Source organism: Streptomyces sp. FXJ1.172 (assembly GCF_001636945.3).
Classification (GTDB): Bacteria; Actinomycetota; Actinomycetes; order Streptomycetales; family Streptomycetaceae; genus Streptomyces.
Window position 1 is genome coordinate 343,445 of record NZ_CP119133.2, and the last position, 24,643, is coordinate 368,087.

The following is a 24,643-nucleotide window of genomic DNA, read 5'->3' on the forward strand; positions in this document are numbered from 1 at the left end:
GATCTGCCCTGAACGGCCCGCAGCACACAGCGACCTGCGGCTTTGCCAACGACATCTGAGCCGGTGGGTCGCGCGCAAGAAGGAGGGAGACGACAGCGACTCCTTCGCCACCTGGGTGAACGACGAACAGCCGTGCCCCGGCTACGGTCCCTGCGGCGCGGTCGTCTGCCCGAACCTGGCCGACGCCCCGCTGGGGCTGTGCTCATGGCACGGCAGCCGCTACCGCCGTGACGGCAGTCCCGGAGGCGCCGCCATGCCGCCCAACTGGTGGCAGCGATACGAGAAGTTCGGGAAGACAGTCCCGATCGAGGGTCGCCGGTCCCGGCGCTGCACACCCCGGCGAACTCCTGGCAGGGGACACCACCCCGCTCACCCGCCAGCAGGCCCAGGCCCTCGCGATCGACCTGTCACGCCGCAGCACCCCTGCGGAGGGCGGCTTCTGCACCTTCCAGCCCGTCGTCGACGGCGGCGCCTGCCCCTGGAACCTCGACTGCCACAACTGCGACAAATTCGTCCTGTCCGGCGCCGACCTCCTCTACTGGCGGCGCAAACGCGAGCAGTGGCAGCTGCTGGCCGAAGGCGCCCCCGACGACGCGACCGCCGACTACCTCCACCGCTACTTCGAACCCACAGCCCGGGCCATCGACGGCCTGGAGAAGGCCCTGGCCGGCCTCGGCCTCCTCGACGACGCCCTCGCCCTGGACCTGCGCAAACCCCAGGACTACTTCCACCGGGTCTGGTCCACCGCCTTCCGCGCCGCCGACCTCGCCGACGCGGGCAGCGACGAGCCGGACGAGTACAGCGATACGTGCACAGCCAACGGCGACGACCCCGAACAGGAAATTGCATGAACACCGCCACCGTTCCCGAGCCCCGCACCGCGGCGGCCCAGGCCGCCCGCCGCCGCAAGACCGAGATCGCCCTGGAGCGAGTCCACCAGGTCATCGCCCGGCTCCGGCGCGAGAAAGCCCAGGTCAGCGTCGCCGCTGTCGCCCGCCGAGCGGACGTCTCGCGCACCTTCCTCTACGACAACGCCGAGGCCAGGGCCATGGTCGCCGCAGCGATTGCCGAGGCTGGCGAAGGCCGGACCCAGATGCTCGCCGACCAGGACGACGCCCGCGAGGCGGCCTGGCGTGAGCGGGCCCTCAACGCCGAGGAAGCCCTCAAGACCGCCCACACCGAGATCCTCACCCAGCGCACCCGCATCAGCGAACTCCTCGGGCAGATACGCGACTTGCAGACCGAATGGACCCAGGAAGCCGTCCAGCGGATCATCACCGAGAACACCACCCTCAAGCAGCGCGTCCGCCAGTTCACCACCGACAACCGCACCCTCGACGAACGACTCAAGGCCGCCCGCTCCAACCTGCGCTTCCAGGACCGCCGCGTCTCCGACCTAGAAGCCCAGATCGCAGCTCCCGGGTCACGAGCATGATCGTTGCAGGCCGATGACTCACGGCCCGTCCATGCAGTGGACGGGCCGTTGCATTGCTGCCTCCCCGATGCGTGGTCAGTCAATCGCCCCGAGCCCCGCACCGCCGCGGCCAGCTGGTCAGAGTGCGACGGCCTGCCGGACAGCGTCGAGGGATGCGGTCGGCTGCCTGCGCAGCAGGTGGCCCAGGTCGGGACTGGGGGTGCTGGCCCATCCGGCCCGGAATGCCTGGTAGTAGGCGACAAGCATGTCAATGACCGGTGCCGAGAAACCGGTGGCTAGGACCTGGTCGCGGAACTCCTCATCCGGCACTGGGCGGTAGCCGATCTCCTTGCCTGCCAGCGTGGTCGCCAGGGTTGCCAGATCGTCCCAGGTGATCGCGTCGGGACCCGTCAGCTCGTAGGTCTTACCGTCATGGCCTATCCCTGACAGAACGTTGGCGGTTGCGTCGGCAAGGTCGCCGACGGCGGCGGGGGTTGCACGGGCGCCCCCGGCCGGGGCGGCGAGCGTGCCGACCGTCAGGGCCGATTGCACGTCGCGGGCCAGGGATGCCGACATCCCGTAGGTCAGGCGCAGGACCGTCCACGAGGCACCGGATGCGGCAACCAGGCTTTCGGTTTCGGGAAAGTCACTGACGGTCTCCAGCGGGCAGTTGTCCAGGTCCTGCCAGCTGGTGATGACGATCCGAGTGGCGCCGACGGCTTGTGCGGCCTGAAGGGCGGCCGCCTGCTGACGGGCACGCACCTGCGGCGCGGCACCGTAGTTCGTGCCATTGATCAAGACGGTGTCGGCCCCGGCGAAGGCCTTCGGGAGAGTCTCAGGGCGGTCGAAGTCGCCGTGCCGGACGTCGACACCCCGACAGGCTATCCGGGCGGCGCCAACCGTGTCGCGCACGCTGACTGCCAGGTCGCTGGCAGGTATGCGAGCCAGTAACTGCTCGACGACGAGGCCGCCGAAGGCCCCGTTCGCTCCCGTCACGACGATCACAAGAGATCCCTTCATCCGGCCAATGCAGTAAAGTGGGGCGTGCGCCCCGGTTCACTATACGGGGCGCACGCCCCGGTTACTAGGAATGCGAGACACCCGTGTCAGACGCCCCGCCACGCGATGCCCGGAAACCGAAGCCCGCACGCGCCGACGCGCGCCGGAACAGGGAGCGCGTGCTGACCGCCGCGAGGGCCGCCTTCGCTGTCGAGGGCCCATCGGTCAGCCTCGATGACATCGCTCGCCGGGCCGGGGTGGGCGCCGGAACCGTGCACCGCCACTTCCCTACCAAGGACGAGTTGTTCAAAGCGGTCATCGCCGACCGACTGCACGAACTCACCACGGCCGCACGAGAACTCGCCTATGCCACCGAACCCGGCGAGGCGTTCTTTGCGTTCTTCCACCAGCTGTCTGCCGCCGCGCGCCACAACCTCGCGCTCTCCGCAGCCCTCGCCAGCCCGGTCAACACGGACAACGCGGTGCTGGACGCCGGTGCGACCCTGAACGACGCTGTCGCTGACCTGCTCGCCCGCGCACAGGCAACCGGCGCCGTCCGAAGCGACATCGACGCCGCCGATCTCCACGCGATCATCGCCGGCGCCCTTGCCATGGAAGAACGCCTTACGCCGGGCTCTCAAGGGCGCGGCCTGGCCGTCATCGTTGACGGATTGCGCGGATAAGCACCAGCCGGGACCCTGGACCTCGCGCGAGTCCACCCCGCCGGGTGACAGCAAACGCGCCGAGCCACGTCACGCACATGTACTCTATGAGCCGCCGCAGTTCGGCCGCGCGGCGGACGGGAGCTTGAGTAACAGCACTCGGCGCGTATAGGAGCCGATGCCTGGGATTCGGGAACGGACACGGAGGAATCGGTGCGAGATCCCCGGATGGTCTTCCTTACGCTCGCTGTGTGACGATCAAGGCTCCGGGCTGGCTGCTGCTCGGCACCGCGGGCTCCGTGCTGGTCGCGGCCGGCAGCTGGGGAGCCGGTGCGCTGCCGCTGGGCGTTCCTGGCGGGGTGTGGGGGCAACCCGGCCAGGTGGAGATGCTGCTGGGCTTCGGCCTCTTCTACGCGGGTCTGGTGCTGCTGGTGGCCGGGTGGTGGTGGCTGGGGCGCCTCCTGCGCGACGGGGCCGGGGTGAGCCGCGGACAGCAGCGAAGCGCCCTTCTGTGCTGGTCACTGCCGCTGCTTCCGTGCCCGCTGCTCTTCAGCAGCGACGCCTACAGCTATGTCGCCGAGGGTGCGTTGTCGGCGCGCGGGTGGGACGTGTACCGGCTGGGCCCGGGTGCGCTGGGCGGGGCGCTGTCGGCCAATGTGCCCAGGATGTGGCAGGACACCCCGGCTCCGTACGGGCCGGTGTTCCTCGCCGCCGCGCGCGCCGTGGTGGCCGTGACGGGCGAGGGCCATGTGGTGGCTGCGACGATGGGTATGCGGTTGCTGGCGATGGCGGGACTGGCATTGGCGGTCATGGCGGTGCTGCGGCTGGCGGCCGACATTGGCGGGACGGGGGCCCGCGCAGCTGCGGGGGCGCTGTGGGCCACCGCGCTGAGCCCGCTGGTGCTGCTGCACATGGTGGGCGGTGCGCACAACGACGCGCTGATGCTCGGCGCGATGATGGCGGGCCTCGTGGCGTTCCGCCGGGGCCGGTGGGTTGCGGGGACCGTCCTGCTGACGACGGCGGCGCTGATCAAGGCGCCGGCTGGGGTGGCGCTGTTGTGTGCCGCAGTGGTGGCGGTGGCGGGCCGGGCCGGCTGGGCGCGCCGGGCCTGGCTGGCGACGGGGATCCTCGTGGTGGCCGCCGGTGCAGGTCTGCTGGAAGTGCTCCTGTGCAGACAAGGCTTCGGGTGGGTGCGCACGCTCGGTGCCCCCGTCTCCGTGCGGACGATGCTCTCGCCGAGCACGGATGTGGGTGCGCTGCTGGAGTGGCTGGCCTCGGTGGTCGGCTGGCGGGCCGGGACGGGGACGCTGATGGCCGCGGCACGGACGGCCGGTCTGCTGGCCGGTTCGGCGGCGGTGGTCTACTGGGCGCGGCGGGCGCCTCGGACGGGAGCGGAGTACGCCGTGGGCATGGCGCTGCTGACGGTCGTGGTGTGCGCGCCGGCGGTACAGGTGTGGTACTTGCTGTGGGGCCTGGTGCCGCTGGCTGCGGTGTCGTGGCGAACGCTGGCACACCCGGTCGCGAAGGCCGCGACCATGGCGACGTTCCTCGTCGTGATGCCGATCGGAGTGGGCCCCACCTGGCCCTCCGCGCTCGCCGCCGTCACAGGTGGGCTGGCGGCTGTGACGGGTCTCGCGTGGTGGTGGCTGCTGCGGGGCGGCGGGCGCGCCGCCCTTCGCGCAGCAGGAAGTACGCTCCGGTGAGACATCCCAGAAGGATCTCCAGCAGGTGGGTGAAGGCGGCGTACAGCAGCATGCTCGAGGCCACGGCGGCGGGCGCCCCGCCGAGGGCGACAAGGGCGAACGCGGCGGCGCTCTCTGTGACCCCGATGCCGCCGGGCGTGATGCCGATCTGGGTGAGCAGCCTGCTGGCGGCGAAGACCGCCGCTGCCGGCCCCAATCCGGTACCGGCGCCCGTCACCCGCAGGCAGGCCAGGAAGAGAAGACCTTGCGCGGCCAGCGTCCCCGCCATCCCGCCCACCAGGCGCGGCCACGATCGCAGCCACACGGCATGGCAGTCGTGGCGGCACCGCCGTGCGAGCCTGCGCATCCGCACCGCCGTGCTGGCCGCGGGGCCCTGGAACAGTCGTGCGGGAGCACAGTGTCTGACGGCCCGTCGCAGCGGCTGCCGGAGCAGCCAGAGGCCGCCGCTGCTCAGGCACGCCGCCAGCAGCGCGGTGCCGGCGTCAGCGGCCCAGCCGGTGCCCGGTAGGGACAGCCCGGCCAGCACCAGCACCCCGGCGGTGGAGACCACCAGCCGGGCCAGGACGTTGCAGACCCCGGTCACAAGGATGGACGCGGCCACCGCCCGCGGCGGGTGCCCCCAGCGACGCGTCATGGAGTAGGTGACGGCCACTCCGGCCGCACCTCCTGCGGGCAGGACGTTGCTGACGGCGCTCCCTGTGCAGTTCAGTACCAGCGCCCGGGAGCGGGTCAGGCCCGGCAGCGAGGCGCTGAGGACGTACGTGTAGGCCCACAGGTACACGCCTGCCAGGGCGGCGAGATTCGCGAGGTGGAAGGCGCCGACCTGTCCGAGGCTGGCTCTGACCGCCGACCACTGCGTGCCCGCGGCCCGCGGCACGGCGAGCACCAGCAGGGCGATCCCCGCAGCCGCCGAGGCGAGGCCCAGCAGCCGCCGCACGTAGGGCCGACGGAGCGTCACCACGCCCGGTTCCCACCGCCGCTGAACCCCGCCAGGGGGTGGTCCAGGCGGGTGCCCGACGGAAGGCCCCGCTGGATGTACCACTCCGTGCCCAGCACCTGGCGGAACACCGGAGCGGGCAGACGGCGCAGCGCGGCCAGGGTTCGCACGGAGTCGCCGCCGCCCGTCTGGCTCACGTGTGCGGCCATGCTGGCGCGTTTGGCGGCCCAATGGTGCCCGACCCGCACCCGGTGCGTGATCTGGGCACGAGGCGCGTAGGCGCGGCGGAAGGCGTCGCGGTCGAAGCCGGGCGGGAGGCGGTGGAACCAGGAGGCCCAGCGAAGTCCGCGCAGCAGCAGGTCGCGGTCGACGGTCGCCTCCAGCACCACGGGGGTTCCGGCGAGGCGGGCCGCCCGGTAACCGACGCGGTGGACCTGCACATGATCAGGATGGCCGTATCCGCCGGCCGGGTCGTAGACCGTCAGGACTGCGGCGTGCTCCCCGCCCAGCAGGTCCGCGAGGCGTCCTGCCGCCTCGTCGGCGTCCGCCGCGGCGAACGCCCCCTCGGGGGGCGGGGAAGCGTGCCCGGAGTCGCCGTAGCCGAGGAAGGCGACCCGTGCGCAGCCCAGGAGGCGTGCCGACGTACGGGCCTCAGCGCGGCGCAGGCCGCCCAATCCCCGGACGAGGTGCTCGGGCGCCGCGAGGCCCCCCTCCCCGGCGGTCGCCAGCACGAGAACCACCCGGTGGCCCTCGGCGGCCAGCCTCGCCATCGTCCCGGCGGTCAGCAGCGCCTCGTCGTCCGGATGGGCGTGGAAGAACACACACGTATGAGTCATCACCAAGCGCCCTCCCGCCAAGGGATCGCGACAAATAGGAATGTACCAGGCATGATTCTGCACATCTCGGACTGCTTCGCGCCGCGCACCGGGGGCATTGAGAGCCAGGTCATCGCCTTGGCGGAAGCGCAGCACCGGTCCGGGCAGGAGGTTGCAGTGGCGACCGCCACTCCTGCCGCCGGCCAGGGGCAGGGACCGTGGCCGTACCCCGTGCACAGGATCACCGCACGCCTCCCCTACCAGTTGCCCGTCCACCCGAGGGCCGGGCGGGAGCTGGACCGGCTGCTGACCGGTCTTGCGCCGCGGGCCGTCCACGTGCACGTGGGTGCGGTGTCGCTGTTTGCCTGGTCGGCGCTGGCGTGCGTGCGACGCTTGCGGATCCCGGCGGTGGTGACGGTGCACAGCACCTGGGGTCCCGCGGTGCGCACCCTCTACCGCTGCCTGGCGCGGACTCCGGGCGGGCCATTCGCCCCGGTCGTCGTGACGGCTGTCAGCCGTTCGGCCGCCAGGCTGATCGGCCAGGCACTGCCGCACCTGACGCCGCTGGTGGTCCCCAATGGCATCGACCCCGACCTGTGGCGCGGCCCGGCACGAAACGGCCGTGACGACGAGCGCGTCCATGTCGTCTCGGTCGGTCGGCTCGTCCCTCGCAAACAGCCGATGGAACTGCTGGCGGCTTTGCGGTCGGCGCAGCCGCGGCTGGCGACCCGCAACGTGGCGCTGCGTGCGACGGTCGCCGGAGACGGGCAGCGCATGGCGGCCATGCACCGCTTTGTGCACCGACACGACATGGCCGGCTGGGTTCGTCTCACCGGCCGGATCGACCCGAGCGAGGTGCGGCGGCTGCTGGCCGACGCCGACCTGTTCGTCAACGCCTCGAACCACGAGGCGTTCGGCATCGCCGCGCTGGAGGCCCGTACCAGCGGGGTGCCAGTCCTGGGACGCGCCCACACGGGCGTCGCCGACTTCGTCCGGCACAACCGCGAGGGGGTACTGTGCCGCGCCTCGACGTCCGCACTCTGCGACGAGCTGGTCTGGCTGGCCCGCACCCCCGGCGCCCGGCGCCGCATGGCGGACCACAACCGCAAGACCCCGCCGACACCCTGCACCTGGCCCGTAGTCACCGCAGCGTTCGCCCACTGCTACGACGCGGTCGCCCCCTGACATCGCTCCGCGACGCGGCGGGCAACGCCAGGGCCGCCACGATGAGAAGGCGGGCCGCGCCGACCACACTCCAGTCCGGACGTGCGCACACCGCGGGAGCCGACATCAGCTCCTCGGCCCTGGGCCCTTCGGCCTTGGCTCGCTCCCACGCCTCCAGGTGGGGAATCGGTGTCCGGCCGGACGGGTCGGCCTGGTCCGCCGACTTGCGCAACAGGTCGGCCTCCGACACCACACCCATGGGGCGGTCCAGTTCGTCCACCACGGGTACGGCGGTGACGTCGTTCTCCGCCAACAGCCTGACGATCTCCTTGAACGGCGTGTCACGCCGCGCCCGGACGACCAGTCTGGTCATGAGTTCTGCGACCGTTCGGTGGTGCATGTCGCCGTTCCCTTCCGGGCCGTGAGAGCCGGTCGTGGTCACGTGGCCAGCGTGGTCGGGAACCATCCCGTGCGGGGGCGGTTCGTACGTGGCACGTTGGATACAGCAGAATTCTGCGGAAACGGCGGCGATCATGCGTCGCGGCGAAGAGCTTGCCCGGGTGACACCCCAGGGCCGCGAATCCCTTGCCGGTTGCCGTCAGCCCCCGGCCTCCGAAGAGCCCGAAGACTTTCTGGGCGTCGTGGGCGGCCATCAACAGGCCGAAGGTCAGCCGGATGAGCAGCAGGCCGCAGTCTGCGGCGGAGTGCGTCCTGGGACGCTGACGCAGTCCGGGACGACGTGCAGCATTACGTCGCCGAGCGCCTCGGAACCCCGGACGGGGTCCTGATCGTGGATGACACCGGCTTCCTCAAGAAAGGCACCACATCCGCCGGCGTGCAGAGGCAGTACTCCGGTACTGCCGGTCGCACGGAAAACTGCCAGATCGGAGTCTCCGCCGCCTACGCCTCGGTCAAGGGCAGGGCGCTGGTGGACCGGAAACTGTAACTGCCCAAGTCCTGGACCTCAGATGCGGTCCGGTGCCGAGCCGCGAAGGTCCCTGACAACCGCGTCTTCGCGACCAAGGGTGAGCTGGCCCGCGCGATGATCCTGCGGGCCCTGGCTTCGCCCCTGCCGATCGCCTGGGTGACGGGCGACTGTGCCCACGACCGAGACCGCTCTCGTCTTGCTCGAGGACCCCGCCGCCGCGGCGAGCTGTGCGGGCCGCTGGACTGGATCCCCGAAGTCCACCACCCGATCGGGAGCGGCGAGGCCGTCATCCCTGACGCGCTCCTGTCCTACCGGCGTGGCCCCGCCGACGGCGAAAGCGGTCGATGCTCCGGGCGTTCGTGGAAGTCGACCGAGCCACTATAGGCCCCGAACGCCTCGCCGCCTAGCTGCCCGCATACGAGCGCCTCCACCGCTACGTACCCGCGGTCCCGGGACGCCGGCCGACCCTCCAGGAGCCAGGCCTGGAGGCGTGGCGGCGGCGCTACCCGCTGTTCCCCCGCGTCCTGTTCATCCTGGACGGCACCGGAGCGGCCGGTGTCGACTCGGTGAAGGCGCCCGGCCGTGCGTAGGAACGCGGCGAGCTGGGTCGCCGGCTGCGCCGGTGCCGCCACCGGGTGCTCACTCTCCCTATGCGGGAGTTGTGCCAGGTGTGATGGCGAGTTGAGTGACCGCTGCGGTCAGCTGATGTTGAATGTGCGCGGTCAGCGCCGGGCCCTTGACCGCGTCGACGATGTCCTGGGCGAGGCGGTGCAGCTTGGTGTTCGTGTGCTGGGAGACCATGACCAGGACGGTCCAGGCTTCCTCGGGGGTCAGGTTGAAGGAGGCCATCAGCACTCCGCGGGCGAGGTCGATGACCGGCCGCGTCTCCATGGCCCGGCGCAGTTGGACGACCTCGGTGCGAGCGTCCGGTCCGGCATCGTCGGTCAAGGCGTCTTCGGCGTCATGCGTCATGGCGATGGCAGGGGAAGTCGGAGAGGAACAGGGGCAGTGTGCCGGTGAGCGTCAGCAGTCTCGTCACAGCCGGACTGGACTGCCGGACGGTGACGGTCTTGCCGTCGTGCAGTGCATGTTGCCGCAGGCGCAGCAACATGTTGAGGCCGGAGCAGTCGCAGAACTGCACGCCACCCAGGTCAAGGTCCACGCCGGTCAGTGACAGGGCAAGGGCGTCCTGCAGGACAGGGCCAAGCCATGCGCTGCCGTCAAGGTCCACCTCCCCGGCCACCCGGGTGAGCAGCCGCTCGCCCTCGGAGTACGTCTCGGCCTGAAGGGACAGTTGCGGGTGGTGCCCAGTCAGCCCCGACACTGCTCGGGTGGGGCCAGCTGAACCCGCCCCGAGCCGTCCTGTCCCTGCGAGTCCAGGCATGACCGCCGCTCCCCTCACCTTGTGCGCTCCCGGTCCAGCTTCGACACCGCCCTTCATACCCGTCAAGGGTTACATGAAAAGTCTTTCGCCCTTTTGTTTTCGTGAACCTTCTCTCCTATCCTGGGGCGCATGGGTGGAGTGCCGGAGTCGCACACAGGCTGGACCTTCTTGACCAATCACGCACGCGTGCTGGCGGCGATCGCCGACGATCCCCACACGCGCATCCGCGACCTCGCCGCGCATTGCCGGCTCACCGAGCGCGCCGTACAGAAGATCATCGCGGACCTGGAGGAAGCGGGCTGTCTGTCGCGCATCCGGCACGGGCGCTCCAACACCTACCGCATCGCATCCGATGTCCCGTTGCGGCACCCGGTCGAAGCCGAAGCCGGAGTGACGGTGGCCACCCTGCTGTCCATGCTCGCCAGCCACGACGCACAACGGAGCAGCCACCTGGAGTCGCCGCAGACCGCGGTCTCAGCCACCGGAGGGCCCACGTACGAGGGCGAGAGGTGACCGCCCTTCAAGACGAAGCCGGTAAGCGGTTCGGGGGCCCGGGGAGGGGGCGTTACCCGCGGGGGGAGCCGGTGGAATTCGACCTCACCGTCGACGCCGCGGGTGTCCGCGCTTCCTCGGAACGGTCACTGCGGCAACCGCGATCATCTGGCTCCGCTCATGACCGACCGGACCCGCTCGGTTCAAGCGCAAGGGTCTGGCCAGCCGCCGCGAGCAGTTCGAGCGGCAACTCCTTATCCCCCTGCCCAATGGCGAGCCCGAGCCAGCGACCGGGAGCGTCACGTCCGCCAAGGTGGTGTATTGACGGCCACTCGGTGATCTTGTTTTCGAGGCTATGCGGTGAGTTCGGTGGGCAGGACGGTGTCGTCGGTTTCTGACTCGATCGGGTGGAGGCGGGCCTTGGCCAGCAGGTCGAGTCCCATGTAGCGGCGGGCTTCGGTCCACTCGTCGTTCTGTTCGGCCAGCACCGCGCCGACCAGGCGGATCAGGGCGGTGCGGTCGGGGAAGATGCCCACGACGTCGGTGCGGCGGCGGATCTCCTTGTTCAGCCTCTCCTGCGGGTTGTTCCAGATCTGCCGCCAGATCTCACGCGGGAACGTGGCGAAGGCCAGCAGGTCGTGCTGAGCAGCATCCAGGCGCTCGGCGGCTTTGGGGAACTTCGCCTCCAGTGCGTCCAGGACATGCCGCATCTGGGCCTTCACCGCGTCGGTGTCGGGCTGTTCGAAGACCGTCCGCAGCAGCGTGGCCACCCACGGCTGGGCCGGCGTCGCGGAAGTACATCTCGCCGAGGCCCTCGGCCGCGACGGCGCGCAGCTGCTGCTCGCCGGCCTAGGCGGGGCGGCGAGCAGCAGCTGCGGAGCGTGTCCGGTTGCTATCGGATCGTTATGCTCAGATCTGCCTCAGAAGTAATGACGCTGGTCGGAAGGGGTGCATACCTTCTTCCTCAAGAAAGGCTCAACAAGGAGGGCTCAGCACGCCCAGGCCAGCTGGGGGCGTGACGAACTGCCCTCAGTGACGCGGGGCGCTTCCCCGTCCAGCCGAAGGGGGTCGACTCACATGTCGTCCCGTCGATCCGGGAAAGACCGTCAGTCCAAAGCAAAGAGGAAGCGGAGGGAGCGCCTCAAGAGGGCCGTCCAACTCCCGCTTCAGGCCAGAATCCGTGTCTGTGCCCCGTGAGGCTGCTGGTCGTCGCGTACTTCTACGACCGGTGTAAGTGATCCGAAGGGCCGGGGCCTCAGCGTGAAAGCTGTGGCCGTGCCATCTGTCGGCCCACACGGCGAAGAGCCACGCTGCGTTGGCAGGACCGGTCTGGCCGCGGGCGTTCGACTCGCTGGAGGACTTCGATCCTCGGCTTGCGCGGCTTTGCCCGTCTCGGTGTATGGCGGTGGTTGGTCTGCTCATAACAGAAGCGCGAGGCCGATTCAAGCGCTCGCGAAAACGCATTCCCATAGCGGGACCGCGCGCCCCATTCAAGGGCCAGGGCTCACAAACTCGCAGGTCAGAACACGTGAATGAACGCCGCGAGCGGTAGAAGCTGGGAGCACGCCAGCGGGCCACTGCCGAAATTCGCGAGATCTCGCATCGGCACGAACCGCGGTGCACTCTCCTCCCTGTCCGGGCGGCGCCCCGGACAGACCAGGGCTTGCGGAGCTAACACCTCCGTGGCCCAGGGTTCGACCGTTCGTTCATCCACACGTGGCTCCGCCACACCCAAGACAAGGAAGTGTCATGCCTGCAACCCGGGTGGCAGAGAAGCCTCCGACGACTCGACGGCGCGCTCCGCGGTTCCTGCTCCCGGCAACCGGTGTGATCGGTGGCGCCTCTGCCGGCGGCGTCGCCTACGCCGGAGCCCCCTGGTGGGTGGTCTTCCTGTGCTCCGTGCTTTGTGCGGCGATCGCCAGCCTCCCCGCGCTGCTCCCGCAAGAGTCCGAGCACCGGCGAGACGTGCTGCGGGACTTGTTCCGCCACCGCGAGCGCATGTACGAGCTACGACGTGAGCCGCCCCGGCAGCAAGCAAAGGACGCTCTCGCCCGACATGAGCGCGACGTCAGGGACCGGCGATCAGCCACAAGATCAGGGCGGCGTCGAGATCCTGCGAGTACCGGTACACCACGCTGATCCCGCGGCCGCCAGTCTGCTCAGGCAGCAGCTCGACGACGCGCGACTCGCTGCGCGGATCGGCGTCCGGGAGGCGGCGCCCCTGCCCGGGGTCTTCTTCGAGCGCTCGGCGGACGGACTCGACGGCCAACTGCTCGGACCGACTCAGCTCCTGGCAGACCTTCGCCGCCGCGTCGGAATAGAAGGCATGCGTCACCGGACGCCGGCCTCCGTGAGCTTCTGCCGCAGCTCGGCCTCGACGTCAGCGGTCGTCCGAGCGAGCGCCGCCATGCCCTGGGCGTCATAGCGGAGCAAGACCCGGTGCCGGTACGCCTGGGTGAGTTCACGGACGGCAGTAAGGTCGTCGAGGTCGAGGGCGTCCAACTCCGCCTCGAAAGCCTGCCGGTCGCCGGGGAAGCCCCAGGTCGACAGGGCCTCGCGCAGCTCGGCGAGCGTGCCCATGGGCGGGCTGAAGCCGGGCTGGTCGGCCGGGTGGTCGGGCTGTGCGGTCACGGTGACCTCCTCCTTGCTCTGGTCTCGACGCTACCGCCTACCGCCCCGGCGCGGCACGGCCCGGCGGAATCCGCACACCCTTGTACCCGGGGTCGAGGTGCGGCGGGCGCGTCCTCAGGGGAGGCCCTGGGGGCGGGCGCATCGGCTGGGCGTCGCCCCCAGGGCACCGTGCCAGTCTCCCCTACGCGGCGGGCGTCGCCCGCAAGGGCGACTGCGTCACCCCGCGCGGTGCTCTATATAGGGCAGGCTCCTTGCCTTCTGTGCCCATGTGCTCCTTCGCGCCGGGCCCTGGCGGTGGTTCGGCGACGTCGGTGGGGCAGTATCTGCTCAGTCTGTTGTGCTCGGTGAGGGGTCGTCGTGGGTTCGTTGCGTCGCGCTGTGCCGCTGGTGGTGCTGTCCTGTCTGGTGCTGTCAGGATGTTCGTCCTCCGGGTTGCATTCCGGTGGGAAGGCCGGCGGGAAGAACGGCGCGTCGGCTGCAGGGCCCTCGGGTGCGGTGGGTTCGGCGGTACCTGTGGGTTCGATGGGGAAGATTCCGGTGGGGGCCGGTCCGCAGAAGACCTACACGGTGCAGCAGCAGCCGCCCGCGGGCAGCTGCCACTACAGGTACACCAAGGACGGCGAGCCGCTCCGGATCTGAAGTGCACGCCGGGCGCGACGTCGCCGGCGGTGACGCAGGCGAACCTGGCGCAGACGATCTGCGCCAAGGGCGGCTACACCAAGGGGATCCGGCCGCCAGCTTCGATCACGGGCCAGGAGAAGAAGCTGAACGCGGCGTCCTACGGCTACAAGGGAAGCCTCAAGGATTCCGAATATGATCATGATCTTTCGCTTCAGCTGGGCGGCGACCCGAACGATCCCCGCAACCTCTAGGTCGAACCGCCGGACCCGGGTCACACGCCGGGGAGCACGGTCAACAACCGGAAGGACCCGAGACGAAGCTGCACACCGCAGTCTGCTCGGGCAAGGTCACTCTCGCCGCGGCACAAAACGCGATCGCCACAGACTGGACCACCGCGCTGCAGTCCCTCGGGCTGAGCTGACACCCACACCCGCGCGTACGACGAAGCGGCCACCAACGCCATCCGGCCGCAGCCGGGAGGAGGATCGCAACACCACGCCCGGCGCTGTCCCGGACACCGACCTTGCCAATGGCGGTCGTCCTTCGGGACGGCCGAGGATCGAATTTCCCACGTACGGCCGGTTGTGGTGTCACTCTCTGTGAGTGATCGCGCCGACCTCAGTCGACGTCGACGTTGCCCAGGAGTTCGAGGAGGCGGGAGAGGACTCGGAGGCAGGCGTCGACCTCGGCGTCGGTGAGGTCACCGCCGACCTGGCGCAGCACTGCACGTTCGCGGTCGATCACGGTGGTGATGGCGACCTGGCCCTGTTCGGTCAGCCGGATGAGGGATGACCTCTTGTGGGCCGGATTGGGGGCGGACTCGACCAAACCGTGGGCAGTGGCGTCGTTGACCATACGCTGCACGAACTGGCGGCTCAACGCCTGCGCCCGACCCATCTGAGGGACGGTCATGGGACCGTGCTCGCCCAGTAGATTGAGCACGGCCCGTACCCCCACCGACAGCCCCTCGACGGACACGTCCTGCTCCACCTTGCGCTGTGTGCGTCGGTACAGCGGCCCCACGAGGTCGAACACCTCGGTGAGCCGGTCGACCAGTTCTTCGGATGCCAGGCCACGGTCTGTCTCATTCACCCCACCATGATGACACCTGGGTTGCCATTCGTTCCCGGCAATGACACCTTGGTTGTCATGAATGATCTGTTCTGGCTCGACATCGGCGCCGGCCAACCCCTCGTCCTGCTGCACGGCGGATTCCTGGACCACCGCATGTGGGACGACCAGATACCCGCCCTCGCCGCGCGGTACCGCGTCATCGCGCCCGATGCCCGCGGCCACGGCCGGTCACCCAACGCCACCGAACCGTTCCGGCACACCGACGACCTCGCCGCGCTGCTACGACACTTGGGCACCGGCCCCGTGGTCCTGGTGGGCGTCTCCATGGGGGGCAGCATCGCGGTCGACACCGCACTGGAGCATCCAGAACTGGTCAGCGCCGTGGTCGTCAGCGGTGCCGGGACCAGCGAGCCGCATTTCACCGACCCCTGGACCACCCGAACCTGGACCGCATGGCACGCGGCAATGGCCGCCGGCGACCTGGCCGCCTCGGTCGAGGCGTTCACGCTCTTCGCCGCGGGACCGCACCGCACCCTCGACGACCTCCACCCCGAAGTCGTCGACCGCCTGCGCGAGATGACCCGCAGCACCCTGTCCAAGCACACCCCCGACGAACCCGACCTGCGCATCCCTATCCGCGACACCTGGGATCGTGCCGCCAAGATCGACGTGCCCGTGCTGGCCGTCAATGGCGCCATCGACTCACCCGACCACCTCGGCATGGCTGAACGCCTCACCCGCACCGTCGCCGACGGACGCGCCATCTCGATCGACGGGACCGCCCACTACCCCAACATGGAACGCCCGGACGTCTTCAACGAGACCCTCGAAGGCTTCCTCCGTACTGTGTGACCACACCACCGCCCCCGTTACCTTTCTCGTGGCCCCGCAATGGGGCGCCTGACCCCCGGGCCCGGTATGGCTGTCTGCCCCCTGTCGTACGCATGACCTGGGGGACAGAACCAGATTCAAACAGCCCCATCAACGACACCAGCCCTCAGCAGAAGAACGACACGACACAACCACTCACCAAGGAAAAACCACCCTGAAACACTGTCGCCAACCACTGCAACTCACACGTCGCGCATCACGGATTCTCCCCCGCGCTGGCCGCGGGGCCAGATGGCCAGCAGAGTACGGTCGTCGCGGAAGGTCTGATGGGAGAAGTCCAGCAGGTGCCCGAGCCACAGACGAGGCGGCGGCGCGGCGAGCAGCCCGCTCTTGACGGCTGAGTCGCCGTCGCTGCCACGGCGGGCGATGTCGGTGACGGTCATCCGCCAGCCGTCGCGGTGCGTGGAGAGCAGTCCCAACAGGCCCTTGGCCTTGAAGGACAACTGGGTGTCGCGGAAGAGCCCGTTGGCAATCTGGGTGAACTGATCAGCCGCCATCACGTCCCGGCAAATCCCCGCTGGGAGTCTCCCGGCGTGCTCGGCCGCGGGGACTGTGACCACCAAGTCGGCATCGATCAGTGCGATGTCCAAGGTGGCCGGTCGGTCCGTGATGCAGTAGACGATCTCGCCGAGGGTGCCGTCCGGGCGGCGCAGGCGTTCACGGATCAGGTAGCCGTGTGCCTCCAGCTCCCGCAGGCCGGTGCGTACTGCTTCCCGCCCGTCCGGGCCCACGCGAACGAGGTCGGTGACGGTCACCTGCCAGCCGTTCCTGTGCATACTGACGTACCCCAAGATGCCCTTCGCCTTGTAGGAGAGCCGGCCGTCACGGAACAGACCGTTGGCAATCTGGGTGACCTGATCAGCCGCCATCACGCCCCGGCAAATCCCCGCCCCGAAGCAGCTCACCGCCGTGCCCCGGCGCGTACCGCGCGCAGTGGACACAGCGGCACACCGGCCCCGCCGACGTGGGGCGCTCGGCGGTCCTGAATGCGCCGCAGTACATGTGTTCCATGCCTTCAGGTCACCCGCCAGCCCCGACCAGGCCGGCGGCCACGATCCCCGACCATCGCTCACGATCCAGCAACGGCAGCCGTCTAGCTGCCATGGTCGGGCTCATGGTCGGGCCGACCACGCACCTTCGGCCCGGCGCCCAGTGGTTGCGAGTCGAGGATCCTGCGCATCGGGTTGTGCGGTGTCGCCGCGCAACCCGCCCGGGGTTCCCGCTCGTGCGCATCGGATTACGGGGAGGCTGCGCAGTGCGCCTCGACATTCCAGGTCTCCTCGTGCGCGCGTCCCGTTGCCGGACCCCACACGTCCCTGTCGCGGTGCGAGTGGCGTGCGTCTCTGACCGGTGTGCGGGTCGGGGCCGTACGCGTGTGGTCGCGCGGCGATCCTCCGCCCGAGCACGTACGCCGCCCGCTGCCGGCGCATGGTCGGGGCCGTGGTCGGGGTCTCGTGGTCGGTGGTCGGGTCGGGGCCGGCGGGTTCTCTCAAGGTCAGCAACATTTCGTTCTGACCTGGGAGTTTGACCATGTCCCCTGGCATGCAGACCTCGGAGAGCCAGGCTGGTGCTCCGATGGCGGCAGGCGTGGCCCTTCAGGCGATGCAGCGCCGCGTACGCCTCTCACGCGTGGCCGTCTGGACCGTGATCGCGGCCGGCCCCATCGCCTTGTGCGTCGCCATCGCCTCCACCCCGACCACGGTCCAGGCGGCCACCCCCGCCAAGCCCACCACCGTGCACACCGCGGCCGCCGCCGACCCGGCCGGCTATGCGCAGCTGTTCGTCAGCGCGTGGCTGCGCAGCAGCGCCAACGACGCGACCACTGCGCAGGCCCGGCTTGCGCAGTCACTCGCACCGGACGTCGACCTGCCCGCCCCGGCCGCCGATGCGCAGCCGGCGCCGCAGTCCGTCACGGCGGTGCGCAGTGCGCACAGCGAGAGCGGCGCGTGGTCGGTGACGGTGGCTGCACAGTACGCCGACGGCTCGGTGCGCTACTACACGGTGCCGGTGACCGCCGGCCGCGACGGCGCCTCGTTCACAGTCAGCGGTGCACCCGGCGTGGTGGCCGGCCCCGGCCGGGCCGCGGTGCCGGCGCCGCCGTGCCAGGTGAGCGTCCCCGACAGCGATCTGTCCTCCGCCATCGGCCAGTCCTCACGGCCTATCTCACCGGTGCCGGAGAGACCGACCGCTACCTCGCACCCGGCGTGCACCTGCTGGCCGTCTCCCCCGCCCCCTACACAGCCGTCTCCGTCCAGCAAGTGTCCGCCATCGAACAGGCAGCAGCCGCCGGCAAGGTGCCAGCAGACGGCACGACGGTGCATGTCCAGACCCAGGCGGAAGCCGGGGACGTCGACCTCACCCCGCTGGCGGACGCGGAGCGGTCGCGTACTCACGCCTGGTACCTCACGCCGGAAGGGGTCCGGCTGACCCGCGATCTTCCTGCTCTGCGGGGGCGTCCGCCCTACCCCATCACCTCGAGGACTGCAGCATCGCTGAAGACTCCGCACACGCTCACTGTCGTGCGCGCTCACCTGCCCTTCGCGGCAGACGCCTGTCTGCGCGGTCACGAGCACGGGCTGTGGGACTGGACCCCTGAGGTGTCCCACCCCATCGGTGAGGGAGAGCGGCTCGTGGCCGACGCTGTCATGCACTACACGGTCCTCGACGGCGAACACCGAAGGAAACTGCGCGGCTTCGTGGAGGTCGATCGCAGCACCATGAGCAGCGAGCGCCTGGCCGTGAAGTTGATCGAGTACGCCCGCCTGTTCCAGTACGAAGCCCAGCCCGTCGGCCGCCGCAGGCAGCCGGCTGCCAATGGCCCTGCGTGGCTGCGCTGGTATCCGGTCTTTCCTCGCGTTCTCTTCGTGCTTACGGGTGCCTCCCGGACCACGCTGGACAACCGGATCAGTGACCTCCAGGCGATGGTCGCCCATCACCCACTCGTGGCGGCACTCGCCCGCGAGGTGCAGCTGGGGGCCGGCGCGCTGGAAGACATCGAGCAACACGGTCCCTCCGAATCCGTGTGGGTGCCGCTGACCGGAGGCGCGCCTCGCCCGTGGACCGCCCTGTAAAAGCACCGCCGGTGCGAGCCAGCCGACGGCAGAAGTCCTCTCAGCAGTAGCCCCGCGCACGACTACGCCCCCGCCGGTCGATGGAATCGGCGGGGGCGTAGCCGTTTTCGAGGTGCGCGTCAGGGCTTACGGTGGCGTCCGCGTCCGGGGGCCATCGGTGGCCGTCCGTCTCCGGCCGTGACGGTGATCTGTGCCGCCTCGTCGCTGATGCCGTGGAGCATCCGTTGCGCGGCTGCGTAGTTATCCACGGTGGTCACCGGCACCCACTGGTAGCCGTCCCACTCCATGATCATCCGGGGCGTATCCCGGTCCAGGTGGGCGGCGCGCTGCGGGCCGGTGCCGAGGGTGACGGCGCGGCGTTCACCGACCGGCCGCAGGCGTGCGGCGCGGCGGTCCGCCCATTCGCTCAGCGGCTCGTCTCCCGGCTCACCCATCGCTCGCCCTCCCTCGTTCTCAGGATCAGACCTTAGCCCACGTCGCGGCCTGTCCCTCGGGTGTGACGATGACCTCGAACTCCTCCAGGGGCGGCGCGCCGTCGGTGCGCCACCGTGCCACCTTGTCTTCAACGGCGTCCCAGAGGCGATCGGGTCCGCCCTGACGGACTGTCCAGGAGTCGCCGTCCTTCGCGAACGCGGCCCATGACGCCTTTTCGACGTCCAGGAGTACATGTGTCTCCCGGCCATCCCACGTGAGGGTGACGCGCTGGGCCTGGGGGCGGCGAGTTGGGCGACGAAGCGCGTGTTCCAGTCGTTCAGCACGTCGGGCGCGAGGGTGGCAGGGCGCTCCTGCCCGGCGTTCAGGTCAGGGAGGGTGCCCAGGGGCGGCGGGAGTTGGGGGCGGGCGAGCATGAAGGAGACTTGGCCGCCAAGGAACCGGCCGCGTGCGGTGCCGTCCTCGCCCACGGTGAGGCGGGCGAGTTCGGAGGCGTACAGCCAGCCGGACAGGGTGGCAAGGATGGTCCCGCCGGGCCGGGTCTGCTCCACCCACGCGTGGGGGAGAGCGACCACGCCGCAGGTGGCGACCAGCCGGTCATACGGTGCGCCGTCGGGGCAACCGGCCAGACCGTCACCCACGATCACTTGCGGGCAGTAGTCGCAGTTCCCAAGGGCTACCCGGGCCGTGCCAGCAACGTCGGCGTCGACTTCCACGGACGTCACGCGGTCGTCACCGAGCCGGTGGCACAGGAGTCCGGTGGAGTAGCCCGATCCGATTTCCAGCACCCTGTGCCCGTCCTGCACTTGCAGCTCTTCCAGCATGCGCACCACCAGGGACGGCAGGGTGCGGGACGAGGTGGGGGCGCGCAGGATCTCACCGCGGATGTCGCGGGGGGCGATGGTGTCGGCGATCTGGGTGACGAGGGATTCGTCGTCGTAACAGCGCTCCAGCCATCGGGGATCGTCGGGCATGACCGGCCGCCATGCGGTCGGGGCGGAGCCGGGTACGGGCTCGAAGAAGCCGCCGCTCAGGAACTCGTGCCGGGGTACCTCTTCGACGGCTGCTCGCCATGGTGCGGTGCGGAGCTGTCCGCCGGCGGCCAGCCGGTCGGCGAGCGCCAGGCGTAGGGCTTTGTCGTCGTCACTCACGTGGTGTTCTTCCTCTCCAGCAGATCAGCCATGGCCGCGATCATGGGCAAGCCGGTCTCGAGCTCCAGCCACGCCCACTGTCCCGAAGGGTTGCACTCCAGGAACCACCATGTCCCCCAGCGGTCTATGGCGAAGTCGAAAGCGCCGAAGACCAGCCCGAAAGAGGCGAGATACCGGTACAGGGCTGTGGTCAGGCCGTCCGGGGGTGTGACGGTGGTGTAGGTGAGCTGGGTGTAGTCGGTGCGCCAGTCCAACAGGTCCGAGTCGATCCGGACGGTAAACACGTGGTCGCCGATCACCGTGACCCTCGCGTCAGCCGCCTTGTCCACGCGCTGCTGGAACAGGTGGGCGGTGCCGCCTACCTCGACGTCGATGTCGTCGGCGGTGACCTCGTCCACTTTCACAGTGCAGGAGACGCCCTCGTCGTCCTGGTAGAGCGGGGCGGCTAATGGCTTGTAGATCACCGGCCCGTGCCGCTTGACGAATGAGCGGGCCGCGTCGGGGGTCGAGGTGATCAGGGTGGGCGGGAGCTGGAACCCGGCTGCCGCGGCGGCGGCGAGACCGGACGGTTTGAACTCGGCGTCGCCGATGCGGTGCGGGTGGTTCACGTACAGGCAGCCTGGCAGGGAGGCGATGATGCCGCCGAGCCCGTAGCGGGCCTGGGCGACGGCGAAGCGGGCCGTCTGCTGATCGAGGTGGGGGAAGGCGAAGCCGGACGGGCGGCGGTAGTACAGCGACCGTACGTTCCCGAGGTCGGCGGTACGCGACGGCGTGGTCAGGGTGCCTTGGATGCCGTCGCTGGTGATGGTGGCCGCAACAGACAAGGTGGCGGGGAAGTCCCCGGAGTCGAACCGCACGACCGGGATGCCCCGGCCGTGCAGCTCGTCAATCACCAGGTCGGTTGTGGGGTCGTCCAGGTTGGTGACGACCAGGACCGGACCCGGATGCGTCACTGGTCGTTGTCGTTCCCGGTGTCGCTGTCCTGGGTGGTGCCGTTGCCGTCAGGGCTGGTGCCCGTGGGCGGGTTCGTGCCGGTGCTGGTGCCGTGCCCCGGCATCCTCACCGGCTGTCCGGTGGCGTCGAAAAAGCGGCTGGTCTGGGTGGCCGGGTCCAGCTCGACGCGGGCGTAACCGGGAGCGAGTGCCGGGTAGGGGGTCATGCGGCGCAGGCCCCAGGGGGCTGGGGTGTTGGCTCCTGACGGCAGCGGGGTGCCAGTCGGGACACGATCGGAGTGAGCGAACAACGTTCCTCCCTTGGTCGGTTGTACGGCTCTTGCTGGACCCTGCCGGGCCGGGGTGTGATGAGCAAGACGGCCCGGCAGGGGGCTTGTGGGGCCGTCCGCCCCAGGAGATTGAGCGGACGGCCGTTGTGGTCCCGGAGGCGAGGGACCGTCCCGCGCGATGACATCGTCGCCGGTCTGCTCGCCGATGAACGCCTGCTCAGGGCGTGCGCCGAGCGGGACATGGGCGCGGTGTTCCGGATGCTCAATGCGCGGGGCGTCAGTACGCGGCGGATCGCCGCCGCTGCCGACGTCACACAGGGGCGCTTGTACGACTACATGAACGGCAAGAGCCGGGTCGAGAAGCTGACGCTGTTCGAGCAGATCGCCGACGCCTTCCACATCCCTGGGCACCTTCTGGGACTGGCTCGACGGTCATGGGAGCCCGCGCCGGCGCACGCGGAGCATGAGCGGGCGGACCGGCCGCCGCCGGACGGTGACGACCTGGTGGCGGTGGACCACTTCCGCAGCGCTGACCGGCAGACCGGCGGCGGCCGGTTGTACGGGGCTGTCGTCCGCCATCTGTCGGACCGCGTGGCACCCCGGCTGGTCGACATCAGCAGCGGCCCGCAGGTGTTCGCCGCAGCAGCCGCACTGACCGAGATGGCCGGTTGGATGGCGCACGACTCCGGACACGACGACCGCGCCGCCCAGCAAGCGTCGGCCAAGACCTCCTGAGTACGAACCCCACTCTCGGTTCGGTCCGGGTGGTGCAGCAACTCGACGGACTGCGCGAGCTGCTGGAACCGCACCGGGGATACCTGCCGGTCCGGGAGTACCTGACGCGATTCGACGAAGCACGCCGCGCGAGAATGCTCCTGCTGGCTGACCTGATCCCGCCGTCCCCGGGAGGCACCACCGCATGAGGCCGACAGCACCCAACCCCGCCGACACCGACGCCTGGAACGCCTATCTCGCGGAAGGCAACGCGAAGCAAGCCCGCAAGCGCGTAGCGGCCGACGTGCTGCTGCGGGACCCATCCGGCCGCGTGCTTCTAGTGAACCCCACCTACAAACCGGGGTGGGACCTGCCCGGCGGCATGGCGGAAGCCAACGAGCCGCCGGAGGACACCGCACGCCGTGAACTGATGGAGGAACTCGGCGTACATGTCACCCTGCTCGGGCTGCTGGTGGTGGACTGGGTCGCCCCGCACGGCCCCTGGGACGACCAGATCGCGTTCATCTTCGACGGCGGCACACTCGACCAGGACCAAGCCGACCGCCTACGGCCACGAGACGACGAGCTGTCCGAAGCTTCCTTCGTCACGCCCGCCGAAGCCTCCGTTTACCTGCAGGACCGCATCCGCCGCCGGTTCGAACACGCCCTGAAGGCACTCGATACGGGACGGCCGCTGTACCTCCGAGACGGCGAACCCGTCATATAGACCCGATCCCGACGGCTCTTCACGCGCGGCCCGGTGGGCAACCAGAGCCCTGGCGGCCGCAGAAAAGAGTGTGCGGGCACACGGCGACGTTGGGCGTCCCTCCCCCAGCCAGCGAGTCCCTCCGTTGCCGTCTGATCGGCCGTCACACGGGCCTACGGGGCTGCTGCGGCGCGCGGGGCTCCACAGGGAGCCGTACAGGCCGCGGTCGTAGGCGAGGTGGACCAGCGCGGTGTCCTCGGCGTCGGGGTGTGCGGCGGTGGTGTCGGCCAGGACGCGGTCGGGCAGGCCGAGGTACCAGATGAGCAGGTCAATGGTGGTAGCCCATGTCCACCGCGGCGCCGCCGCCGGCCAGGGATGTCCGGCTGCGCCAGTCGGCGGACGGGTCGGAGCAGTGGAAGGTGTGGCGGCCCTCGACCAGGTACGGCTGCCTGATCTGGCCCAGGAGCCGCACCGATGCGGTGTAGACCGGGTGGAAGCGGCGCTGGACGGTGCCCATCAGCTGAATGTCGGTCTTGTCGCACAGCGCGACCGGCTCAGCGGCCTCGGCCGGGCCAGTCGCGAACAGCTTCTCCTCTGAAGGGGCCCACATGGACCAGACGCCGCACGATGGCTGGCGTGACGCGGTTCGCCACCGCGTCCCACAGCAGCCACAGGCTGCTGCGGGCCATCGCCTCTTTCCTCTCAGTCCCTGGGCCGCCGAGCCGCCACTGCTGCTCCCACGTTATGGCGCCCCACATGGCGCTCAAGTGTGTGACGGACCTGCTCTGCTGGGTTCCCCAGCTCTGTCGACCCGTGTCGAGACGGCGGAAGTGGGTCCGCGCGTTCGGAAGTCCGCTTGGTACGTGGCTTCGCGGGAACCTGCTTGACGCACTGCCGTCACAGGGCGCGGAGCAGCCAGGTCAGGTCTAGTTCGCGGGCGGTCAGGCCGGCTGTCTCGCGGAGTTGGTCGGCTTCGGCTCCGGGGGGCAGTTCGCCGGCGAGAGTGAGGGCCGCTGCCGCCGTTTGCGGGCGGGCGCCGAGGGATGCTCGCAGGTGGTAGGACCGGCGCAGCTGGGCGATGCCCTGTTCCCGGTCCTGTTCCAGGAGGTGGGCGCCGATGTGGCGTACGGCGTAGGACTCCAGCAGCGCGTCGCCGTGTTCCCGGGCGTGCCCCAGTGCCTGCCGGTAGGCCGTGTTGGCGGCGTCAGGATCCTTGTCGATGTGGTCGGCGACCACTCCGAGCCAGAACGTGGCCCAGCCGGTCAGCCGTGAGTCGGCCGTGGCGGTGGTGAAGTCCTCGCGAGCCCGCTGCACGTCTTCGGGGAGCGGGTTCAGGCTGAACAGCAGCCGGGTGTAGCGGTTCTGTGCGCTGAGGTATCCGGCGAGTACGGGGGCGGACGGCTGGAGTGCGCTGACCGCCTCCTCGGCCGCCGCGGCGCCGTCCAGCCTCCAGAAGTAGCGGTCCACCAGGATCTCGGCCCGCTCCGCCACCGCGTCCGCCGGCAGCAGGGCGAGCGCCTCGTCCCACCGGCCCATACGGCGCAGCATTCGCGCGGCGGCGGTTCCACCGTCCATCATGTAGGCGGCATCAGTTGTCATGGTGCCTACTGTTCAGGCTGGGAGGTAGGTGGT

At 69.9% G+C, this 24,643-nt stretch carries 28 protein-coding genes and 4 pseudogenes; 13 read left to right on the plus strand and 19 right to left on the minus strand.

What is annotated here, in order from left to right; translation table 11 throughout:
- Positions 1-227 precede the first annotated feature (227 nt).
- On the plus strand, positions 228-851 hold the full coding sequence (locus A6P39_RS01775) for a hypothetical protein (protein ID WP_234378872.1): 624 nt from the start codon (positions 228-230) through the stop codon (positions 849-851).
- On the plus strand, positions 848-1,435 hold the full coding sequence (locus A6P39_RS01780) for a DUF6262 family protein (protein WP_067045280.1): 588 nt from the start codon (positions 848-850) through the stop codon (positions 1,433-1,435). The genes A6P39_RS01775 and A6P39_RS01780 overlap by 4 nt, the downstream gene beginning before the upstream one ends.
- Before the next feature lie 117 nt (positions 1,436-1,552).
- Here the strand turns inward: A6P39_RS01780 and A6P39_RS01785 are convergent, their stop codons facing one another.
- A complete protein-coding gene (locus tag A6P39_RS01785; RefSeq protein WP_159396031.1) occupies positions 1,553-2,419 on the minus strand; it encodes an NAD(P)H-binding protein in 867 nt (288 codons plus the stop codon).
- A gap of 173 nt (positions 2,420-2,592) precedes the next feature.
- Here A6P39_RS01785 and A6P39_RS01790 point away from each other — a divergent pair, with 173 nt between their 5' ends.
- Positions 2,593-3,096, plus strand: coding sequence for a TetR/AcrR family transcriptional regulator (locus tag A6P39_RS01790; RefSeq protein ID WP_234378871.1), 504 nt, complete (start codon positions 2,593-2,595; stop codon positions 3,094-3,096).
- 230 nt (positions 3,097-3,326) lie between these two features.
- The gene (mptB, locus tag A6P39_RS01795; protein WP_067045272.1) at positions 3,327-4,778 is read left to right on the plus strand and encodes a polyprenol phosphomannose-dependent alpha 1,6 mannosyltransferase MptB; all 1,452 of its coding nucleotides are present in this window, start codon (positions 3,327-3,329) and stop codon (positions 4,776-4,778) included.
- On the opposite strand, the gene A6P39_RS01800 is transcribed toward mptB, so the two are convergent.
- Positions 4,678-5,739, minus strand: a complete 1,062-nt coding sequence (locus A6P39_RS01800; RefSeq protein ID WP_159396030.1) for a lysylphosphatidylglycerol synthase transmembrane domain-containing protein — start codon at positions 5,737-5,739, stop codon at positions 4,678-4,680. The genes mptB and A6P39_RS01800 overlap by 101 nt on opposite strands.
- Entirely contained in the window at positions 5,733-6,551 is an 819-nt protein-coding gene (locus A6P39_RS01805) for a PIG-L deacetylase family protein (RefSeq protein WP_067045266.1), read from the minus strand. Before A6P39_RS01805 ends, A6P39_RS01800 begins: the two co-directional genes overlap by 7 nt.
- Before the next feature lie 51 nt (positions 6,552-6,602).
- Between A6P39_RS01805 and A6P39_RS01810 the strand changes: the two genes are divergently transcribed.
- Positions 6,603-7,715, plus strand: a complete 1,113-nt coding sequence (locus tag A6P39_RS01810) for a glycosyltransferase family 4 protein (RefSeq protein ID WP_067045263.1) — start codon at positions 6,603-6,605, stop codon at positions 7,713-7,715.
- A gap of 1 nt (position 7,716) precedes the next feature.
- Here the strand turns inward: A6P39_RS01810 and A6P39_RS01815 are convergent.
- Together A6P39_RS01815 and A6P39_RS01820 are read right to left on the minus strand one after the other, a co-directional pair.
- Positions 7,717-8,094, minus strand: a pseudogene (locus tag A6P39_RS01815) (CBS domain-containing protein); the annotation flags it as partial.
- A gap of 139 nt (positions 8,095-8,233) precedes the next feature.
- Positions 8,234-8,347, minus strand: a pseudogene (locus tag A6P39_RS01820) (DoxX family protein); the annotation flags it as partial.
- Positions 8,348-8,403: 56 nt separating this feature from the next.
- Between A6P39_RS01820 and A6P39_RS01825 the strand changes: the two are divergent.
- Positions 8,404-8,799, plus strand: a pseudogene (locus tag A6P39_RS01825) (IS701 family transposase); the annotation flags it as partial.
- Positions 8,800-9,270: 471 nt separating this feature from the next.
- Here A6P39_RS01825 and A6P39_RS01830 read toward each other — a convergent pair.
- On the minus strand, positions 9,271-9,594 hold the full coding sequence (locus tag A6P39_RS01830; protein ID WP_107304337.1) for an ANTAR domain-containing protein: 324 nt from the start codon (positions 9,592-9,594) through the stop codon (positions 9,271-9,273).
- Entirely contained in the window at positions 9,584-9,853 is a 270-nt protein-coding gene (locus A6P39_RS01835; RefSeq protein WP_159396029.1) for an STAS domain-containing protein, read from the minus strand. Before A6P39_RS01835 ends, A6P39_RS01830 begins: the two co-directional genes overlap by 11 nt.
- A 282-nt stretch (positions 9,854-10,135) precedes the next feature.
- Between A6P39_RS01835 and A6P39_RS01840 the strand changes: the two genes are divergently transcribed.
- The gene (locus tag A6P39_RS01840) at positions 10,136-10,519 is read left to right on the plus strand and encodes a helix-turn-helix transcriptional regulator (protein ID WP_067045260.1); all 384 of its coding nucleotides are present in this window, start codon (positions 10,136-10,138) and stop codon (positions 10,517-10,519) included.
- A gap of 332 nt (positions 10,520-10,851) precedes the next feature.
- Here the strand turns inward: A6P39_RS01840 and A6P39_RS01845 are convergent.
- The 3 genes and pseudogenes from A6P39_RS01845 to A6P39_RS01855 all read right to left on the minus strand — a co-directional run.
- Positions 10,852-11,280 (minus strand): annotated as a pseudogene (locus A6P39_RS01845) (transposase); the annotation flags it as partial.
- 1,286 nt (positions 11,281-12,566) lie between these two features.
- Positions 12,567-12,833, minus strand: coding sequence for a hypothetical protein (locus A6P39_RS01850; RefSeq protein ID WP_067045257.1), 267 nt, complete (start codon positions 12,831-12,833; stop codon positions 12,567-12,569).
- Positions 12,830-13,129: a hypothetical protein gene (locus A6P39_RS01855; protein ID WP_067045254.1), complete on the minus strand. Its 300-nt coding sequence runs from the start codon at positions 13,127-13,129 to the stop codon at positions 12,830-12,832. Before A6P39_RS01855 ends, A6P39_RS01850 begins: the two co-directional genes overlap by 4 nt.
- A gap of 668 nt (positions 13,130-13,797) precedes the next feature.
- Here A6P39_RS01855 and A6P39_RS01860 point away from each other — a divergent pair.
- A complete protein-coding gene (locus A6P39_RS01860; RefSeq protein ID WP_331454077.1) occupies positions 13,798-14,001 on the plus strand; it encodes a hypothetical protein in 204 nt (67 codons plus the stop codon).
- Between the two features lie 367 nt (positions 14,002-14,368).
- Here the strand turns inward: A6P39_RS01860 and A6P39_RS01865 are convergent, their stop codons facing one another.
- Positions 14,369-14,842 carry a MarR family winged helix-turn-helix transcriptional regulator gene (locus A6P39_RS01865; RefSeq protein WP_067045251.1) on the minus strand — a complete coding sequence of 158 codons (474 nt, stop codon included), beginning with the start codon at positions 14,840-14,842 and terminating at the stop codon, positions 14,369-14,371.
- 57 nt (positions 14,843-14,899) lie between these two features.
- On the opposite strand from A6P39_RS01865, the gene A6P39_RS01870 reads away from it, so the two are divergent.
- Positions 14,900-15,676, plus strand: a complete 777-nt coding sequence (locus tag A6P39_RS01870) for an alpha/beta fold hydrolase (RefSeq protein WP_107304335.1) — start codon at positions 14,900-14,902, stop codon at positions 15,674-15,676.
- Positions 15,677-15,897: 221 nt separating this feature from the next.
- On the opposite strand, the gene A6P39_RS01875 is transcribed toward A6P39_RS01870, so the two are convergent.
- From A6P39_RS01875 to A6P39_RS01890, 3 genes are all read right to left on the minus strand, one after another.
- On the minus strand, positions 15,898-16,584 hold the full coding sequence (locus A6P39_RS01875) for a hypothetical protein (RefSeq protein ID WP_331454078.1): 687 nt from the start codon (positions 16,582-16,584) through the stop codon (positions 15,898-15,900).
- Positions 16,585-17,310: 726 nt separating this feature from the next.
- Complete coding sequence (locus A6P39_RS01880) at positions 17,311-17,448, minus strand: hypothetical protein (RefSeq protein ID WP_275883999.1); 138 nt, start codon at positions 17,446-17,448, stop codon at positions 17,311-17,313.
- Between the two features lie 261 nt (positions 17,449-17,709).
- Positions 17,710-17,856 (minus strand): hypothetical protein, encoded by a 147-nt coding sequence (locus tag A6P39_RS01890; RefSeq protein WP_199840787.1) that lies wholly within the window; start codon positions 17,854-17,856, stop codon positions 17,710-17,712.
- Positions 17,857-17,919: 63 nt separating this feature from the next.
- Between A6P39_RS01890 and A6P39_RS01895 the strand changes: the two genes are divergently transcribed.
- Positions 17,920-18,786 (plus strand): replication-relaxation family protein, encoded by an 867-nt coding sequence (locus A6P39_RS01895; protein WP_234378876.1) that lies wholly within the window; start codon positions 17,920-17,922, stop codon positions 18,784-18,786.
- A 119-nt stretch (positions 18,787-18,905) separates the two neighbouring features.
- Here the strand turns inward: A6P39_RS01895 and A6P39_RS01900 are convergent, their stop codons facing one another.
- The 3 genes from A6P39_RS01900 to tgmA are packed head-to-tail and all read right to left on the minus strand — an operon-like array spanning position 18,906 to position 21,612.
- Entirely contained in the window at positions 18,906-20,369 is a 1,464-nt protein-coding gene (locus A6P39_RS01900; RefSeq protein ID WP_275883776.1) for a DUF6087 family protein, read from the minus strand.
- Complete coding sequence (gene tgmB / locus A6P39_RS01905) at positions 20,366-21,322, minus strand: ATP-grasp ribosomal peptide maturase (RefSeq protein WP_067045241.1); 957 nt, start codon at positions 21,320-21,322, stop codon at positions 20,366-20,368. The genes A6P39_RS01900 and tgmB overlap by 4 nt, the downstream gene beginning before the upstream one ends.
- Entirely contained in the window at positions 21,319-21,612 is a 294-nt protein-coding gene (gene tgmA, locus A6P39_RS01910) for a putative ATP-grasp-modified RiPP (protein ID WP_067045238.1), read from the minus strand. Before tgmA ends, tgmB begins: the two co-directional genes overlap by 4 nt.
- A gap of 108 nt (positions 21,613-21,720) precedes the next feature.
- Here tgmA and A6P39_RS01915 point away from each other — a divergent pair, with 108 nt between their 5' ends.
- From A6P39_RS01915 to A6P39_RS01925, 3 genes are read left to right on the plus strand one after another with little or no spacing between them, the layout of a single operon-like run.
- Positions 21,721-22,326: a hypothetical protein gene (locus A6P39_RS01915; RefSeq protein WP_159396028.1), complete on the plus strand. Its 606-nt coding sequence runs from the start codon at positions 21,721-21,723 to the stop codon at positions 22,324-22,326.
- Positions 22,327-22,358: 32 nt separating this feature from the next.
- Positions 22,359-22,514, plus strand: coding sequence for a hypothetical protein (locus A6P39_RS01920; RefSeq protein ID WP_234378869.1), 156 nt, complete (start codon positions 22,359-22,361; stop codon positions 22,512-22,514).
- The gene (locus tag A6P39_RS01925; protein ID WP_067045232.1) at positions 22,511-23,032 is read left to right on the plus strand and encodes an NUDIX domain-containing protein; all 522 of its coding nucleotides are present in this window, start codon (positions 22,511-22,513) and stop codon (positions 23,030-23,032) included. Before A6P39_RS01920 ends, A6P39_RS01925 begins: the two co-directional genes overlap by 4 nt.
- 307 nt (positions 23,033-23,339) lie before the next feature.
- Here the strand turns inward: A6P39_RS01925 and A6P39_RS01930 are convergent, their stop codons facing one another.
- The gene (locus tag A6P39_RS01930) at positions 23,340-23,621 is read right to left on the minus strand and encodes a hypothetical protein (RefSeq protein WP_067045229.1); all 282 of its coding nucleotides are present in this window, start codon (positions 23,619-23,621) and stop codon (positions 23,340-23,342) included.
- Between the two features lie 287 nt (positions 23,622-23,908).
- Positions 23,909-24,610: a hypothetical protein gene (locus tag A6P39_RS01935; RefSeq protein WP_067045226.1), complete on the minus strand. Its 702-nt coding sequence runs from the start codon at positions 24,608-24,610 to the stop codon at positions 23,909-23,911.
- Positions 24,611-24,643 lie beyond the last annotated feature (33 nt).

What these genes read in the sequence shown, in the direction of transcription:
- A6P39_RS01780 (WP_067045280.1), top strand. Translation starts at nt 848, where the DNA reads ATGAACACCGCCACCGTTCCCGAGCCCCGCACCGCGGCGGCCCAGGCC.
- A6P39_RS01805 (WP_067045266.1), bottom strand. Translation starts at nt 6,551, where the DNA reads ATGACTCATACGTGTGTGTTCTTCCACGCCCATCCGGACGACGAGGCG.
- A6P39_RS01810 (WP_067045263.1), top strand. Translation starts at nt 6,603, where the DNA reads ATGATTCTGCACATCTCGGACTGCTTCGCGCCGCGCACCGGGGGCATT.
- A6P39_RS01830 (WP_107304337.1), bottom strand. Translation starts at nt 9,594, where the DNA reads ATGACGCATGACGCCGAAGACGCCTTGACCGACGATGCCGGACCGGAC.
- A6P39_RS01840 (WP_067045260.1), top strand. Translation starts at nt 10,136, where the DNA reads ATGGGTGGAGTGCCGGAGTCGCACACAGGCTGGACCTTCTTGACCAAT.
- A6P39_RS01870 (WP_107304335.1), top strand. Translation starts at nt 14,900, where the DNA reads ATGAATGATCTGTTCTGGCTCGACATCGGCGCCGGCCAACCCCTCGTC.
- A6P39_RS01875 (WP_331454078.1), bottom strand. Translation starts at nt 16,584, where the DNA reads ATGGCGGCTGATCAGGTCACCCAGATTGCCAACGGTCTGTTCCGTGAC.
- A6P39_RS01890 (WP_199840787.1), bottom strand. Translation starts at nt 17,856, where the DNA reads ATGGCGGAGGACAGATCGCTGTCGGGGACGCTCACCTGGCACGGCGGC.
- A6P39_RS01925 (WP_067045232.1), top strand. Translation starts at nt 22,511, where the DNA reads ATGAGGCCGACAGCACCCAACCCCGCCGACACCGACGCCTGGAACGCC.
- A6P39_RS01930 (WP_067045229.1), bottom strand. Translation starts at nt 23,621, where the DNA reads ATGTGGGCCCCTTCAGAGGAGAAGCTGTTCGCGACTGGCCCGGCCGAG.
- A6P39_RS01935 (WP_067045226.1), bottom strand. Translation starts at nt 24,610, where the DNA reads ATGACAACTGATGCCGCCTACATGATGGACGGTGGAACCGCCGCCGCG.